We start from the raw sequence: 16,643 nt of genomic DNA, 5'->3' as shown, positions 1-16,643 counted from the left end.
GAAAGTGCAGATCAGGAACGATAGTCGGCATTGATGCTCACGTATTCGTGCGAGAGATCGCAGGTCCAGATCGTGGCCTGTGCATCCCCTCGCCCGAGCAGCACGCGAATCGCGATCTCGCTCTTCTTCATGACACGCTGCCCATCTTCTTCGCGGTAGTCCGGATTGCGGCCCCCCGCCTTCGCCACCAGTACGTCGTCGAGGTACAGATCGATCTTGCCGACATCGAGATCGTTCACCCCGGCGTAGCCGATCGCGGCCAGGATGCGGCCGAGATTCGGATCGGATGCGTAGAACGCTGTCTTCACGAGCGGCGAATGGCCGATCGCATAGGCGATCTGCCGGCATTCGGCGACGTCACGGCCGCCTTCGACCTGTACCGTCATGAACTTCGTCGCGCCTTCGCCGTCGCGCACGATCAGTTGCGCGAGCGCTTGCGCCGCGTCGGTCACTGCGTCGCGCAGCGCCACATACGCGGGCGAATCCGTCGACGTCACCGCCGGCAGGCTCGATTTCCCCGAGGCGATCAGGATGAACGAGTCGTTCGTCGACGTATCGCCATCGATTGTGATGCAGTTGAACGAGCGGTCCGCCACATGCTTGACGAGCGCGTCGAGCACGGGCTGGGCGACGGCGGCGTCGAATGCGAGGAAGCCGAGCATGGTCGCCATGTTCGGCTTGATCATGCCCGCGCCCTTGCTGATGCCGCTCAATGTCACCGTGTGACCGTCGATCGTCACCTGGCGCGACACGGCTTTCGGCAGCGTATCGGTGGTCATGATCGACTGCGCGGCTTCGTACCAGTGAGCCGCCTTCCGGTTCTCGAGCGCGGCAGGCAAGCCTGCTTTCAGACGATCGAGCGGCAACGGTTCGAGAATCACGCCGGTCGAGAACGGCAGCACCTGCTCGGGCGCGATGCCTGCCAGTCGCGCGAGTTCCTTGCAGGTTTCGCGTGCGATCACGAGGCCCGGTTCGCCGGTACCTGCATTCGCGTTGCCCGTATTCACGACCAGCGCGCGTATCCCCTTGCCGCTCGAGCGTACGTGCTCGAGATGCTCACGACACACCGTGACCGGCGCGGCGCAAAAACGGTTCGACGTGAACACGCCGGCGACCGTCGCGCCTTCATCGACGGAAATGACCAGCACGTCCTTGCGGTTCGGCTTACGGATGTGCGCTTCCGCCCAGCCGAGCGTAACGCCGGCTACCGGATGCAATTGAGTGGGATCGATCGAGGGGAAATTGACAGCCATGGTCGCGACCTGTCGGAGCTGAAAATGCCGGCGAAAGCCGGCATTGGAGAATGGGAATAGAACTGGCGCTCCGGCACAACGGCCGGCGCGCCGCCTTCGGTCTTATGCAATCTTGCCGTGGCACTGCTTGTACTTCTTGCCGCTACCGCACGGGCACGGATCGTTGCGCCCGACTTTCGGCACCGTACCGGCCGGAACCGCCTGCGTCCCGCCGCCGTGGCTCATCGCGTCGTCGATCATCGTCATGGCGGCATCCGCTGCAACCGGTGCGGCAACCGCCGTGCCCGCTTCTGCAAACTCGGCGTGGCGAAACTCTACACTTTCCAGATGACTTCCTTGTTCTTCGATTTCCTCGGCGGCCTGTTCGAGCTGCTCCGGCGATTCGATCTGCACGTTCATCACGACCCGCGTGACTTCGAGCTTCACCGAATCGAGCATCGCGGCGAACAGTTCGAACGCTTCGCGCTTGTATTCCTGCTTCGGGTTCTTCTGCGCATAGCCGCGCAGGTGAATGCCCTGACGCAGGTGATCGAGCGCGGCGAGGTGTTCGCGCCAGCTACGGTCGAGCGTCTGCAGCATGATCGAGCGTTCGAACCCGCTGAATCGCTCGCGGCCTGCCAGTTCAACCTTCTGCTCATACGATTCGTCGGCGGCGCCGGTGACGGCTTCGAGAATCTCTTCCGGGCTGATCGACTTCGACTCGTTGATCATCTCCTGGATCGCGAGGTCGAGCTGCCATTCGTTGCGCAGCACTTCCTCGAGCTCGGGCACGTCCCACTGCTCTTCGATACTGCCGGCCGGCACGAACCCGTGAACGATGTCGGAAATCACACCGTGGCGCATCGCGCCAATCGTCTCGGCGATGTCGTGCGCTTCGAGCAACTCGTTACGCTGCTGATAGATCACCTTGCGCTGATCGTTCGACACGTCGTCGTATTCGAGCAACTGCTTGCGAACGTCGAAGTTACGCGCTTCCACCTTGCGCTGCGCCGATTCGATCGAACGCGTGACGATGCCTGCTTCGATCGCCTCGCCCTCGGGCATCTTCAGGCGGTCCATGATCGAGCGCACGCGGTCGCCGGCGAAAATACGCAGCAGCGGATCTTCCAGCGACAGGAAGAAGCGCGACGAACCCGGATCGCCCTGACGGCCGGCACGGCCGCGCAACTGATTGTCGATCCGGCGCGATTCGTGGCGCTCGGTACCGATGATGTGCAAGCCACCCGCTGCCTTCACTTCGTCGTGCAGCATCTGCCATTCGTCATGCAGCTGCTGGATGCGGCGCTGCTTTTCGTCGGCGGGGATCGATTCGTCTTCTTCGAGGAACATCGCCTGCTTCTCGGCGTTGCCGCCCAGCACGATGTCGGTACCGCGGCCGGCCATGTTGGTCGCGATCGTGACGCGGCGCGGGCGGCCCGCTTCGGCGACGATCGCAGCTTCCCGTTCGTGCTGCTTCGCGTTCAGCACTTCGTGCGGCAGGGCGGCCTTGTTGAGCAGATTGGACAGCAGCTCGGAATTCTCGATCGACGTCGTACCGACCAGCACCGGCTGACCGCGCTCGTAGCAGTCGCGGATATCGCGGATCACCGCGTCGTAGCGTTCCTTCGCCGTCTTGTAGATCTGATCCTGACGATCGGTCCGCTTCGGCGGGCGGTTGGTCGGGATGACGACGGTTTCGAGGCTGTAGATCTCGTTGAATTCGTACGCTTCCGTGTCGGCGGTACCGGTCATCCCGGAGAGCTTCGCGTACATGCGGAAGTAGTTCTGGAACGTGATCGAAGCGAGCGTCTGGTTCTCGCTCTGGATCTTCACGTGTTCCTTCGCCTCGACGGCCTGGTGCAGCCCGTCCGACCAGCGGCGGCCGGACATCAACCGGCCCGTGAATTCGTCGACGATCACCACGTCGCCGTTCTGCACGACATAGTGCTGATCGATGAAGAACAGCGTATGCGCGCGCAACGCGGCATACACGTGGTGCATCAGCGTGATGTTCTGCGGTGCATACAGACTCTCGCCTTCGCCGATCAGCCCCCACTCGGCGAGCAGCCGCTCCGCCTTTTCGTGGCCCGATTCGGTGAGGAACACCTGACGACCTTTCTCGTCGAGCGTGTAGTCGCCCGGCTTCTCGACACCGGTGCCGTCCGCCTTTTCTTCGCCGATCTGGCGTTCCAGCAGCGGCGGCAGCGCGTTCATCCGCACGTACAACTCGGTGTGATCTTCGGCCTGGCCGGAGATGATCAACGGCGTACGCGCTTCGTCGATCAGGATCGAGTCCACTTCATCGACGATCGCGAAGTTCAGGGCTCGCTGCACCCGCGCATCGGTCTCGTAGACCATGTTGTCGCGCAGATAGTCGAAGCCGAATTCGTTGTTGGTCCCGTAGGTGATGTCCGAGGCATACGCTTCCTGCTTCATGCCGTGGTCCATCTGCGACAGGTTGATACCCACCGACAGACCGAGGAAGTTGTACAGGCGCCCCATCCACTCGGCGTCGCGCTGCGCGAGGTAGTCGTTCACCGTCACGACGTGCACACCGCGCCCGGACAGTGCATTCAGGTAGGCCGCGAGCGTCGCGACGAGGGTCTTGCCTTCGCCGGTGCGCATTTCCGCGATCTTGCCGTAATGCAGCACCATCCCGCCGATCAGTTGGACATCGAAGTGGCGCATCTTCAGCACGCGCTTGCTCGCTTCCCGGCAGACGGCGAACGCCTCGGGCAGCAGCTTGTCGAGCGATTCGCCACTCGCAACGCGCTGGCGGAATTCACCCGTTTTGGCGCGCAGCTGATCATCCGTCAATTGCTCGATCTGCGGCTCGAGCGCATTGATCGCTATGACGGTCCTTTGATATTGCTTGACGAGCCGCTGGTTGCGGCTGCCAAAAACTTTCTGGAGAAAACCGGTGGTCATCGGATCGGTGTCTGCGTCGCGGCTTCGGCGAGGCGTCGTGCGTGTTTTTCACGTCCGGCGCGCCCGGTTCGGTGGGGCCTCGGCGGCTTAGGTCCAAGAGTGAATTCGAATCGGGGATTTTAGCACGCGCGTCCGTGAGCGCCTGTGTCACGCACGAGACCGCTTAATGCCACCCGCGGCCCATGCCGACAGGCGCCGCGAGCCGCAAGAGCAACCAACCCACGGGCTGGCCGCGCAATAGCCGCGGTACAATTCCCACGCATGGCGCGCACAATGCGCGAGCATGCCCTTATTCCCACACATGAGCCGTTCCACGTCCTTTTCAAGACCGCAGAATTCGCGCCGCCCGCAGCCGGTCGCCGAGGTGCTCGGCCGTACAGATGCGTTCGCCGCGCTGCGTGCCGGTGTCGAGCAGATTGCTGCGCTCCAGCGCGATCTGCAGCAGTTGCTGCCCGACTATCTGGCGGCGAGTGTCGAACCGGGATTCATCAAGGACGGTGTGCTCGCGCTGTTCGCGGCACATAACGCGCTGGCCGCGCGGTTACGACATATGGAACCGCGTCTGATCGCCGATCTGCAGCAGCGCGGCTGGGCGGTCAATGCGCTGAAGATTCGGGTGCGGCCGCAGCCGGTGAAGGAACCGGCGCCGGTCAAACAGGCGCGCATGACATCGGTGGGGGCGACGGCGTTGCAGGCGCTCAGCGAATCGCTGGAGAAGTCACCGTTGCAGGCAGCGCTCGCCAGAATGGCGAGCCGGCATCTGAAAAAGCGGGATTGAATGTGATGAGCTGCCGGGCTTTCCCCGGAGTACTGGTCGCGCATGGGCTGCGGTTCGAACCCCACGTAGCGTAGGCCGGACGCCAAACCCACGAAGTCCCGGCTTTCCCAGACCGAAAACAAAAGACTCGCGGGAAAAACCGGAAAAACCCAAGCTACTGGCTTTCTACTGCCTCAGGCAAACGCCGTTTGCGCGTCGTATCCAAAGCCGCGCGGCGCTTTTTGCAGGTCGTCGAAGGTGACGATTTCGTAGGCGTCTTCGTGCGCGAGGAGTTCGCGCAGCAATGCGTTGTTCAGTCCGTGGCCCGACTTGTAGGCGGTGTACGACGCCAGCAGCGGATGGCCGACGACATAAAGATCGCCGATCGCATCGAGCATCTTGTGCTTCACGAATTCGTCGTCGTAACGCAGGCCGTCGTTGTTCAGGATGCGGTATTCGTCGAGCGCGATGGCGTTGTCGAGGCTGGCACCGCGTGCAAGGCCCAGTTCACGCAATTGTTCGACTTCATGTGCGTAACCGAACGTGCGCGCCCGAGCGATATCGCGCACGTAAGACGTGTGTTCGAAATCCACTTCCAGCGACTGACCGGTTTTATCGACGGCCGGATGACGGAAATCGATCGTGAACTTCAGCTTGAAGCCGAAATACGGGTCGAGACGCGCGAACTTGTCGCCATCGACGATTTCGACCGGTTTCTTGACCTTGATGAATTTCTTCGCCGCGCCCTGCTCTTCAATTCCCGCCGACTGGATCAGGAACACGAACGAAGCCGCGCTGCCATCCATGATGGGGATTTCTTCGGCCGTGACGTCGACATACATATTGTCGATACCGAGGCCCGCAAGCGCGGACATCAGATGCTCGACCGTCGACACGCGCACGCCGTCCTTCTGCAGCACCGACGCCAGCCGCGTATCGCCGACCGACAGCGCCGAGGCCGGAATATCGACCGGCGTGGGCAAATCCACGCGCGCGAATACGATGCCCGTGTCCGGCGCCGCCGGGCGGAGCGTCAGCTCAACCTTGCGGCCCGAATGCACGCCGATGCCGACCGTCTTCACGATCGATTTGATAGTCCGCTGCTTCAACATGATGATCTTTTACTCGATTGAAAATCCCAATGGGACTTCTGATTCCATAGCCGCGAGTATACTCCATCTGCTCGCAACCCGTTTTGCCCGCAACGTATCAATCTGTTTCGAGCAATTACCCGGGCGCTGAAAGAAAGGAAAGCATGACGGGCCGATGTCCGGAACGGAGGCGTTTCCGGTCATCGGCCCGCGTAACGGCCTGTCACATCCCAGTCATGTTGCCGTTGCCCTCGCACAACGCAAGGCGGCAGCAAAGACCGGCGCAACTAGGTCAACGTGGCGAGAATGCTCTGCGCATCGCTGACTTCGAACTTGCCGGGTGCCTCGACGTTCAGCGTCTTGACCACGCCGTCGTCGACCACCATCGCGTAGCGCTGGGAACGGATTCCCATGCCGCGCGCCGACAAATCCTGCTCCAGACCAAGCGCCCGCGTGAAAGCCGCACTGCCGTCCGCCATCATGCGCACCTTGCCCGAGGTGTGCTGATCGCGGCCCCACGCGCCCATGACGAAAGCATCGTTGACGGACACGCACCAGATCTCATCGATGCCGGCAGCGCGCAACTGCCCGGCGTGTTCGACATAACCTGGCACGTGCTTCGCCGAACAGGTCGGCGTGAACGCGCCCGGTAACCCGAAGATCACCACACGCTTGCCCGCCGTCTGTCCGCGCACATCGAAACTGTTCGGTCCGATCGTGCAGCCCGCGCGGTCGTCCTCGATAAATTCGAAGAGCGTCGCGTCAGGCAGCTTTTCGCCTGTCTGAATCATGCTCGATCCTTCACTTCGATACACAGCCTGCCCGCACGTTGTCGTGACTCAAGTGACGGATGGTACGCCTCGCGGCGACACTTGCCCGCTCCACTTCGCAAAACCGAAGAGGGCACCTGTCCTTGCCGCGCGTCTGAACAAACGCGGCTTGTCAGCCGGTCCACCTGTCACGTCCGTGCATTCGCGAACGGCGCTGCATGATGCAGCCGCGCCGCGGCGAAAGCCTGGCCCGTGCGTCAGTCCGCCTGCTTGCGCAGGAACGCCGGGATATCGTACGTGTCGACGCCCTTTTCCTGCAGCGCCTGCACATGCGATGCCGCGGTGTCGCGCGAGGTACGCCATACAGCCGGCGTATCGAGCGCACCGTAATCCGCCGTGCCCGCGTGTTGCGGCGTGTAGGCCGGGTGCTGCATTCCGCCGATCGGCTGGTTGTCCGTGCCGGTGCGCAGCAGCGTCATCGGTGCGGACTGCTGCTTCTTCGCCGCCCGGCCGAGACCCGTCGCCACCACCGTCACGCGCAATGCATCGCCCATCGCGTCGTCGTACACCGCACCGAAGATCACCGTCGCGTCTTCCGCGGCGTAGCTCTTGATGGTGTTCATCACTTCGCGCGTTTCCGACAGACGCAGCGAACGGCTCGACGTGATGTTGACCAGCACGCCGCGTGCTCCCGACAGATCGACGCCTTCCAGCAGCGGGCTCGCCACGGCCTGTTCCGCCGCGAGACGCGCGCGATCGACGCCGGCAACCGTCGCCGTGCCCATCATCGCCTTGCCCTGCTCACCCATCACCGTCTTCACGTCTTCAAAGTCGACGTTCACCAGACCGTCGACGTTGATGATTTCGGCAATACCGGCCACTGCATTGTTCAGAACGTCGTCTGCGCACTGGAAGCACTTGTCCATCTCGGCATCGTCGCCCATCACCTCGAACAGCTTGTCGTTCAGAACGACGATCAGCGAGTCGACGTGATCCTCCAGTTGCTGCGAACCTGCCTCGGCAACACGCATGCGCTTGCCGCCTTCGAATTCGAACGGCTTGCTGACCACGCCGACCGTCAGAATCCCCATTTCCTTGGCGATCTGCGCGACGACCGGAGCAGCCCCCGTTCCCGTGCCGCCACCCATGCCTGCGGTGATGAACACCATGTGCGCGCCGCGCAGTGCGTCTGCGATACGCTCACGGGCTTCTTCCGCTGCCGCGCGGCCCATTTCCGGCTTGGCTCCAGCGCCCAGACCCGTGTTACCGAGCTGGATCACCGCGGATGCACGCGAACGCGACAGTGCCTGCGCGTCCGTGTTCATCACGATGAAGTCGACGCCTTGCACGCCTTTGTTGATCATGTGCTGAACGGCATTGCCGCCAGCGCCACCGACGCCGATCACCTTGATGATCGTGCCGTTGGTTTCGGTTTCCAGCATCTGGAATTCCATTGTTGCCTCCGTCAAGATAAAAAATCGCAGCTACTTCGGCCGTTATTCGGCAGGAGATCGGGCAACCTCCTGTCGCACGCGGGCCGCCGGCACCCACGCGTATTTCGAAATCGATCGATGCCTAGAAGTTGCCGAGGAACCAGTCTTTCATCCGCGTGAAGACCTGTCCCATCGACCCCGATTGCACCGCCACCTTGCGACCGCGCATCCGTTGCGACCGGCCTTCGACGAGCAGCCCCATCGCCGTCGAATAGCGCGGATTGCGCACTACGTCTGCCAGACCGCCCGCATATTCCGGCACACCGATGCGCACCGGCTTCAGGAAGATGTCCTCGCCGAGCTCGACCATGCCCGGCATCATCGCGGCGCCCCCGGTCAGCACGACGCCGGAGCTCAGCAATTCTTCGTAACCCGACTCGCGCACCACTTGCTGCACGAGCGAAAACAGTTCTTCGACACGCGGCTCGACCACCGCCGCCAGCGCCTGGCGCGACAAGGTGCGCGGACCGCGCTCGCCGAGCCCCGGCACTTCGATCATCTCGTCGGGATCGGCGAGCGCCTGCTTCGCGATGCCGTAACTCACCTTGATGTCTTCCGCATCCGGCGTCGGCGTGCGCAGCGCCATCGCGATGTCGCTCGTGATCTGATCGCCGGCAATCGGAATCACCGCGGTATGGCGAATTGCGCCTTCACTGAAAATCGCGATGTCCGTCGTGCCGCCGCCGATATCGACGAGCACCACGCCGAGTTCCTTCTCGTCTTCCGTCAGCACCGCCAGCGACGACGCGAGCGGTTGCAGGATCAGATCGTTCACTTCGAGCCCGCAGCGGCGCACGCACTTGACGATGTTCTGCGCCGCGCTCACCGCGCCCGTCACGATGTGCACTTTCACTTCGAGACGAATGCCGCTCATGCCGATCGGCTCGCGCACATCTTCCTGACCGTCGATGATGAATTCCTGCGTCAGGATGTGCAGCACCTGCTGATCGGTCGGAATGTTGATCGCCTTCGCGGTCTCGATCACGCGCGCCACATCGGTCTGCGTAACTTCCTTTTCCTTGATCGCCACCATGCCGCTCGAATTGAAGCTGCGGATGTGACTGCCGGCGATCCCGGTGAAGACATTCGTGATCTTGCAGTCGGCCATCAGCTCGGCCTCTTCGAGCGCTCGCTGAATAGACTGCACGGTGGCCTCGATGTTCACCACGACGCCTTTTTTGAGCCCTTTCGACTCGCTCTGGCCGAGACCGATCACCTCGTAGTGACCTTCGCCCTTCAACTCGGCAACGATGGCCACGACCTTCGCGGTCCCGATGTCGAGGGCGACCAGTAAATCCTTGTAGTCTTTGCTCATAGCGTGCTCATTGCGTGTGATGTTTCATTACTTCTTGCCTTTGTCGGGCTCGCTGAGAAAGCGCATACCTGCTGCGCGAATCGCGAAACCGTTCGGATAGCGCAAGTCCGCATACTCGATATCCTTCCCCCATCGTTGCGTCACCGCCGACCATGCCGCCGTCAGCCGGCGACTGCGATCGAAGAGCGTGTCCTGATTGCGTTCGCGCCCGAGTTCCACCTGCATGCCGTTCGACAGCTTCACCGTCCATGCGTAGCGCGGCGACAGCGTCACTTCGTCGGGCGTCACACCGAGCGGCGCAAACCACTTCGTGAAGTCGCGATACCGCGCGACCACTTCCTTCGCCGTGCCGTCCGGACCGTCGAACGCCGGCAGGTCCTGGTCGAGTTCGCCCTGGTTCGCCGTGAACAGATCGCCGTCCACACTGACCAGTTGATCGCTGCCCCACGTTCCCAGCGGTTTGTACTCTTCGAGCGTGACAGCCAGCGCGTTCGGCCATACACGCCGCACGCTCGCGTGCCGCACCCACGGCATCTGTTCGAACGCCTGCCGCGCGCTGTCGAGATCGACGGTGAAGAAGTTGCCCTTCAACCGTCCGACGACGCCCGCGCGCACCGTCGGCGCATTGATATGCTCGACATCGCCGTCGATCAGAATCTCGTGCAGCGCGAAGTTCGGCCGCTGGATCAACCAGTACGCACCCGCCGCCAGCAGCACGAGCAGCAACAACGCGTGTAGCGCGTTGGCGGCGAGGTTGAGCTGGCGTACGTTGTTCCACATGTCGTTCGATCAATCCTTCAAGGTCAGCGACAGGATCTTCACCACCAGATCCCGGTAGCTGATGCCGACCGAGCGCGCCGCTTTCGGCGGCAGCGAATGGTCGGTCATGCCCGGCGCCGTATTCACTTCGAGAAAGTACGGGTTGCCGCCGGCATCCAGCATGAAATCGGCGCGGCCCCAGTCGGTGCAGCCGAGCACGTCGAACGCGCGGCGCGCCAGCTTCTTCAGCTTCGCTTCGGCGTCCGGCGCAACGCCGCACGGAATCAGATACTGCGTCGTATCGAGGATGTACTTCGCGTCGTAGTCGTAGAACTCGCCGGCAGGCACGATGCGGATCAGTGGCAAGTCGAGATCGCCGGCGATGCATGCGGTGTACTCGCCGCCGCCTTCGATGCTTTTCTCCACCAGCACGATCGTGTCGTACTTCGCCGCTTCCGCCAGTGCGGGCGGTAACGCGTCTGCGCTTTTCACCTTGATCACCGCGACGCTCGAGCCTTCGCTTGCCGGTTTCACGAACAGCGGCAGACCGAGCTTCGCGACGATCTCCGGCGCGCGCGCCGCAAAGTCGTCGCCGCGCAGCACCGTTTCGAACGGCGGCGTCGGAATGCCGAGCTGCTGCCACACGAGCTTGGTGCGGAACTTGTCGAGCCCGAGCGCCGAACCGAGCACGCCGGTGCCCGTATAGCGAATGCCGTAGAAATCGAGCGCGCCCTGGATCTGGCCGTTTTCGCCATACCCACCGTGCAGCGCATTGAACGCACGTACGAAACCTTCATCTTTCAGCGCGCCGAGCGGCCGCTCGGACGGATCGAACGGATGCGCGTCGATGCCGGCCTCGCGCAATCCCTGCAGCACGAGGCGACCGGAATTGAGCGACACTTCGCGCTCGGCGGACACGCCGCCAAACAGGACCGCAACCTTGCCGAACTGCTTCGGATCGATACCGCTCATTTCACACCTTCCGTTTGCGCAAGCCGACCCGGCACGCCGCCGATCGAACCCGCTCCCATCGTAATCACCACATCGCCGTCGCGTACGACTGTCGCCAGCGCGTCAGGCACTTCATCGACTGTCTCGACGAATACTGGTTCAACTTTGCCCGCCACCCGGATCGCTCGCGCGAGCGCGCGGCCATCGGCGGCGACGATCGGCGCTTCGCCTGCGGCGTAGACCTCGGTGAGCACGAGTGCATCGACAGTCGACAGCACTTTCACGAAATCCTCGAAGCAGTCGCGTGTGCGCGTGAAGCGGTGCGGCTGGAATGCCAGCACGAGCCGGCGGTCGGGGAAGGCGCCGCGCGCCGCTGCGACCGTCGCCGCCATTTCGACCGGGTGATGGCCGTAGTCGTCGACCAGCGTGTAGCTGCCGCCTGCCTTGTTATCCGCGGGGATCGGCACTTCGCCGTAACGCTGGAAGCGCCGGCCCACGCCGTTGAAATCGGCGAGCGCGCGCTGGATGTCCGCGTCCTTCACTTCGAGTTCGGTCGCGATCGCGATCGCCGCCAGCGCGTTCTGCACGTTGTGCGTCCCGGGCAGGTTCAGCACGATATCGAGCGGCGCCGCGTCCTCGCGCATCGTCGTGAAATGCATCTTGCCGTCGCGCGCGACGACGTTCACCGCGCGCACCTGCGCGTCCGGCGCGAAGCCGTAGCGGATGATCGGCTTCGAGACGAACGGCAGGATCTCCTTCACGTTCGGATCGTCGACGCACAGCACGGCGATGCCGTAGAACGGCAACCGGTGCGTGAACTCGATGAACGCCTGCTTGAGCCGCGCGAAGTCGTGACCGTAGGTGTCCATGTGATCGGCATCGATATTCGTGATGACTTCGATCACTGGGAACAGGTTCAGGAACGACGCGTCGGACTCGTCCGCTTCGGCGACGATGAAGTCGCCGGTACCGAGCCGTGCATTCGCGCCCGCGCTGATCAGACGGCCACCGATCACGAAGGTCGGATCGAGCCCGCCCGCGGCGAGCACGCTCGCGACAAGCGAGGTCGTCGTAGTCTTGCCATGCGTACCGGCAATCGCGATGCCCTGCTTCAAGCGCATCAGTTCCGCGAGCATCACCGCGCGCGGCACGATTGGAATGCGCCGGTGACGCGCAGCCAGCACTTCCGGGTTGTCGCTGCGCACGGCCGTCGACACGACGACTGCATTCGCCCCTTCGATGTTCGCTTCGTCGTGGCCGATCGCGACCTTCGCGCCGAGTGCGGCCAGCCGGTCGGTCACCGCGTTACGCGTGAGATCGGAACCGCTCACGTGATAGCCGAGGTTGACGAGCACTTCGGCGATGCCGCTCATCCCCGCGCCGCCGATCCCGACAAAATGGATATGTTTGACGATGTGTTTCATTGCTTTCCTTGCGGGCTCGTACTCGGGAGCCCACCGGCCACAGTGGCGCAGATCTGCGCGACCTGTTCGGTGGCATCGGGTTTCGCGAGCGAGCGCGAACGCTCTGCCATGACCGCGAGTTTTTCCCGGGTCTGGCTGCGCAACCAGTCGGCGAGCGTTTCCGCCGTCAGGTCGCGTTGCTGTACGACCAGCGCCGCGCCGTGATCGGCGAGAAACGCTGCGTTAGTGGTCTGGTGATCGTCGACGGCGTAGGGGAACGGCACGAAGAACGCGGCCACGCCCACTGCGGCGATCTCGGAGACCGTCATCGCGCCCGAACGGCAGATCACGAGATCGGCGTTGCCGTAGGCAGCCGTCATGTCGTCGATGAACGGCACCAGTTGCACGTCTTCGCCCGGCGTGAAGCCCGCTTCCGCGTAGTTCGAACGCAGCACGTCGATGTGCTTCGCGCCCGCCTGATGCACGACGCGCGGCCGTTCATGCGGTGCAAGCTGCGCGAGCGCACGTGGCACGACTTCGTTGAGCGCGGCCGCGCCGAGGCTGCCGCCCACTACAAGCAGATTCAGCGGGCCGCTGCGCGCGGCATAACGTGTTTGCGGAGCGGCCGCGTGAGTCAGTTCGTCGCGGATCGGATTGCCGGTCCATTCTGCATGCGGCAGCGCACCGGGGAACGCGACGAGCACGCGCTTCGCGAGCCGTGCGAGCACCTTGTTCGCGAGGCCAGCGATCGAGTTCTGTTCGTGCAGCACCAGCGGACGGCCAGATAGTGCAGTCATCAGGCCAGCCGGAAACGTGATGTAGCCGCCCATGCCGAGTACGACATCCGGCTTCACGCGACGCAGCACCGACAGGCTTTGCGCACACGCGCGCAGCAGGTTAACGGGCAGCATCAAGCGGGTTTTCATGCCTTTGCCGCGCAATCCGCCGAAGCGCACGTATTCCATCGCGATGCCGTGCTTCGGCACCAGCGTCGCTTCCATACCCGCCGGGTTGCCGAGCCAGACGACATTCCAGCCCTGCGACTGCATCCGATGCGCGACCGCGAGCCCCGGGAAGACGTGCCCCCCGGTGCCACCGGCCATCACCATCAGCGTGCGCGCAGCGACGCTCATACCTTGCCCCCACGCATCAGTACACGGTTCTCGTAGTCGACGCGCATCAGCAACGCGATCGCAACGCAGTTCAGCAGAATGCCCGAGCCGCCATAACTAACGAGCGGCAGAGTCAGCCCCTTGGTCGGCAGCAGGCCCAGGTTCACACCCATATTGATGAACGTCTGCGCACCGAACCAGATGCCGACGCCCTTCGCGACGAGCCCGGCAAACGTGCGATCGAGTGCGAGCGCCTGGCGGCCGATCTCGAACGAGCGCCGCACGATCCAGTAGAACATCAGGATCACGACCAGCACGCCGATAAAACCGAGTTCTTCGCCGATCACCGCGAGGATGAAGTCGGTATGCGCTTCCGGCAGATAGTTGAGCTTTTCGACGCTGCCGCCAAGCCCTACGCCAAACCATTCGCCGCGACCGAAGGCGATCAGCGAGTGAGTCAACTGATACGCCTTGCCCTGCGCGTAGCGGTCGTCCCACGGATCGAGATACGCGAAGATCCGCTCGCGACGCCACGGCGAGGCCCACACCAGCAAGCTGAAGGTACCGACCGCCGTCGCGACAAGGCCGCCGAACAGCTTGCCGTTCACGCCGCCGAGGAACAGCACGCCCATCGCGATCGCCGCGATCACCATAAAGGCGCCCATGTCCGGCTCGAGCAGCAGCAACGCGCCCACCACGCCAACTGCAACCGCCATCGGCATGAAGCCTTTCGCGAAGCTGTGCATGTACTCCTGCTTGCGCACCGTGTAGTTGGCCGCGTAGATCGTCACCGCGAGTTTCATGATCTCCGACGGCTGCATGTTCGTGATGCCGAGCGGAATCCAGCGCCGCGCACCGTTCACGCCTTTGCCGACGTGCGGAATCAGCACGATCACCAGCGTGAGCAGCGCGAGCAGGAAGAGCTTCGGCGCGTACTTGTCCCACGTCGAGATCGGAATCCGGAACGCGATCACACCGACCACCGAACCCATCACCACGAAGACGATCTGCCGCACGAGAAATGCATAGTCGCGATAAGACGCGTACTTCGGCGAATCGGGCATCGCGATCGACGCCGAGTACACCATCACGATGCCGAGCCCGAGCAGCGCGATCACGACCCACAGCAATGAGTGGTCGTAATCGAGCATGCGCGAGCGCAACGGACGAACGCCGTTAACCGCGCTCGCAAGACCACTCGCCGTCGCGCGACCGCCGCTGCGTCCCGCAGTAGCAGCTTCACCGACCGAGCCGCGTTGCCCGGCAAGCCGCGAGCCGAAACGTTCGGACCAGCTCATAGCATCGTCCCCCGTTCTGCAGCGATGTCTTCGACCGTGCTGCGGAAGACCGCCGCACGATGCGCATACCCCGTAAACATGTCGAAACTCGCGCAGGCCGGCGACAGCAACACGGCGTCGCCAGGTTGAGCGAGTGCGCTTGCGGCGCGCGTGGCTTCTTTGAGCGTCGCGTGATCGGCGAGCGGGATGCCGGTATCGGCGAGCGCTGCGCGAATGTGCGGCGCGTCGCGGCCGATCAGCATCACGGCGCGGCACCAGCGCGTCACCGGCTCGGCGAGCGGCTCGAACTCCTGACCCTTGCCGTCGCCGCCCGCGATCAGCACCGTGCGCTGTGCGAGACCGTCGAGCGCAGCAACCGTTGCGCCGACATTGGTGCCCTTGCTGTCGTCGACATAGTCGATGCCTTCGATCGACGCGATCAATTCCACACGATGCGGCTCGCCACGATACTCGCGCAGACCGTGCAGCAGCGGCGCACCCGGCAGACCGATCGCGCGGGCGAGCGCAAACGCGGCCAGCGCGTTCGCCGCGTTGTGCAGACCGCGGATGCGCAGCGCGTCGGCGGGCATCAGGCGCTTCAGGCCGATGTCCGCGGGTGCTACCGGATCGTTCTTGCGGCGGCGCGTCGGTTGAGGCTCGTCGGATGCATCGCGGTCGTGCGCTTCGACTAGCCACTGCATCCCGTTGTCGCGCAGCAAGCCGTAGTCGCCGTTGCGGGTCGGCTCGTTCAGGCCGAACGTCACCGTCGGCACTGCATGTCCCGCGTTGGGTGCAAGCGCCATCACGCGCGCATCGTCGCGATTCAGCACGCGCACGGTATTCGGCCCGAAGATACGGCCCTTGGCCGCCGCGTACGCATCGAGGCCGCCGTGCCAGTCCAGATGGTCCTGCGTGATGTTCAGCACGACCGCTGCGTCCGGTGCAAAAGTGTGCGCAGTTTCCAGCTGGAAGCTCGACAGTTCGAGCACCCAGATGTCGGGCAGCGCGGTGTTATCGATTGCTTCGGCGAGTTTGTCGAGCGCGGCCGGGCTGATGTTGCCCGCCACCGCGACCTTCTTGCCGGCGCGTTCGCACAGCAGGCCAGTCAGGCTCGTCGTCGTGGTCTTGCCGTTGGTGCCGGTAATCGCGATCACCTTCGGCGCGTAGCCGCTCTCGCCGAGCGTCTTCAGTGCCTGGGCGAAGAATTCGAGTTCGCCCCAGACCGGAATGTCGCGCTCGCGCGCAGCGGCGATCAGCGGCAGGAGATCGGCGGCGAGCGGCGACAGGCCGGGGCTAATGGCAACCAGTTCGACACCTTCGAGCAGCGCCGTCGAAAACGCACCGCCAATGAACTCGGCATCGACGCCGTGCGCTTCGAGCCCGGACAGGTTCGGCGGCACCTCGCGCGTATCGGCAACGCGCAGCCGGCACCCGTGGCGCGCGCACCAGCGCGCCATCGCGAGACCCGATTCCCCGAGTCCCAGCACGAGCACCATCGGCTTTTGCCGATCCCGAAACTTCTCGCCAAACATCCGTGCTTCCCCTTTCTTTCCTG

The 16,643-nt window shown here is 63.5% G+C and carries 13 protein-coding genes; 1 reads left to right on the top strand and 12 read right to left on the bottom strand.

Features of this window, described 5'->3' with window-relative positions; genetic code table 11:
- Positions 1 to 11: 11 nt before the first annotated feature.
- Together argJ and secA are read right to left on the bottom strand one after the other, a co-directional pair.
- On the bottom strand, positions 12 to 1,253 hold the full coding sequence (argJ, locus tag M0D65_RS29140; protein ID WP_091010969.1) for a bifunctional glutamate N-acetyltransferase/amino-acid acetyltransferase ArgJ: 1,242 nt from the start codon (positions 1,251 to 1,253) through the stop codon (positions 12 to 14).
- Between the two features lie 102 nt (positions 1,254 to 1,355).
- Positions 1,356 to 4,160, bottom strand: coding sequence for a preprotein translocase subunit SecA (gene secA / locus M0D65_RS29135; protein WP_091010968.1), 2,805 nt, complete (start codon positions 4,158 to 4,160; stop codon positions 1,356 to 1,358).
- Positions 4,161 to 4,461: 301 nt separating this feature from the next.
- On the opposite strand from secA, the gene M0D65_RS29130 reads away from it, so the two are divergent.
- The gene (locus M0D65_RS29130) at positions 4,462 to 4,938 is read left to right on the top strand and encodes a DUF721 domain-containing protein (protein ID WP_091010967.1); all 477 of its coding nucleotides are present in this window, start codon (positions 4,462 to 4,464) and stop codon (positions 4,936 to 4,938) included.
- 173 nt (positions 4,939 to 5,111) lie between these two features.
- On the opposite strand, the gene lpxC is transcribed toward M0D65_RS29130, so the two are convergent.
- The 10 genes from lpxC to murD all read right to left on the bottom strand — a co-directional run bounded on the left by lpxC (position 5,112) and on the right by murD (position 16,620).
- Positions 5,112 to 6,029, bottom strand: a complete 918-nt coding sequence (gene lpxC, locus M0D65_RS29125; RefSeq protein ID WP_091010966.1) for a UDP-3-O-acyl-N-acetylglucosamine deacetylase — start codon at positions 6,027 to 6,029, stop codon at positions 5,112 to 5,114.
- A gap of 266 nt (positions 6,030 to 6,295) precedes the next feature.
- Complete coding sequence (locus M0D65_RS29120; RefSeq protein WP_091010965.1) at positions 6,296 to 6,799, bottom strand: peroxiredoxin; 504 nt, start codon at positions 6,797 to 6,799, stop codon at positions 6,296 to 6,298.
- Between the two features lie 236 nt (positions 6,800 to 7,035).
- The gene (ftsZ, locus tag M0D65_RS29115) at positions 7,036 to 8,232 is read right to left on the bottom strand and encodes a cell division protein FtsZ (protein ID WP_091010964.1); all 1,197 of its coding nucleotides are present in this window, start codon (positions 8,230 to 8,232) and stop codon (positions 7,036 to 7,038) included.
- A 121-nt stretch (positions 8,233 to 8,353) separates the two neighbouring features.
- Entirely contained in the window at positions 8,354 to 9,586 is a 1,233-nt protein-coding gene (gene ftsA / locus M0D65_RS29110; RefSeq protein WP_091010963.1) for a cell division protein FtsA, read from the bottom strand.
- Positions 9,587 to 9,613: 27 nt separating this feature from the next.
- Complete coding sequence (locus M0D65_RS29105; protein WP_096718417.1) at positions 9,614 to 10,366, bottom strand: cell division protein FtsQ/DivIB; 753 nt, start codon at positions 10,364 to 10,366, stop codon at positions 9,614 to 9,616.
- A 9-nt stretch (positions 10,367 to 10,375) separates the two neighbouring features.
- Positions 10,376 to 11,317 carry a D-alanine--D-alanine ligase gene (locus tag M0D65_RS29100; RefSeq protein ID WP_091010961.1) on the bottom strand — a complete coding sequence of 314 codons (942 nt, stop codon included), beginning with the start codon at positions 11,315 to 11,317 and terminating at the stop codon, positions 10,376 to 10,378.
- Positions 11,314 to 12,720 carry a UDP-N-acetylmuramate--L-alanine ligase gene (gene murC, locus M0D65_RS29095; protein WP_091010960.1) on the bottom strand — a complete coding sequence of 469 codons (1,407 nt, stop codon included), beginning with the start codon at positions 12,718 to 12,720 and terminating at the stop codon, positions 11,314 to 11,316. The genes M0D65_RS29100 and murC overlap by 4 nt, the downstream gene beginning before the upstream one ends.
- Positions 12,717 to 13,832, bottom strand: coding sequence for an undecaprenyldiphospho-muramoylpentapeptide beta-N-acetylglucosaminyltransferase (murG, locus tag M0D65_RS29090; protein ID WP_091010959.1), 1,116 nt, complete (start codon positions 13,830 to 13,832; stop codon positions 12,717 to 12,719). The genes murC and murG overlap by 4 nt, the downstream gene beginning before the upstream one ends.
- A complete protein-coding gene (ftsW, locus tag M0D65_RS29085) occupies positions 13,829 to 15,109 on the bottom strand; it encodes a putative lipid II flippase FtsW (RefSeq protein ID WP_091010958.1) in 1,281 nt (426 codons plus the stop codon). Before ftsW ends, murG begins: the two co-directional genes overlap by 4 nt.
- Positions 15,106 to 16,620, bottom strand: coding sequence for a UDP-N-acetylmuramoyl-L-alanine--D-glutamate ligase (murD, locus tag M0D65_RS29080; RefSeq protein ID WP_091010957.1), 1,515 nt, complete (start codon positions 16,618 to 16,620; stop codon positions 15,106 to 15,108). Before murD ends, ftsW begins: the two co-directional genes overlap by 4 nt.
- Positions 16,621 to 16,643 lie beyond the last annotated feature (23 nt).

It is taken from the genome of Paraburkholderia sp. CHISQ3 (assembly GCF_030464945.1).
GTDB lineage: Bacteria > Pseudomonadota > Gammaproteobacteria > Burkholderiales > Burkholderiaceae > Paraburkholderia > Paraburkholderia megapolitana.
Note: the sequence above shows the minus strand (reverse complement) of the source record. Positions and strands in the feature narration are given on the sequence as shown.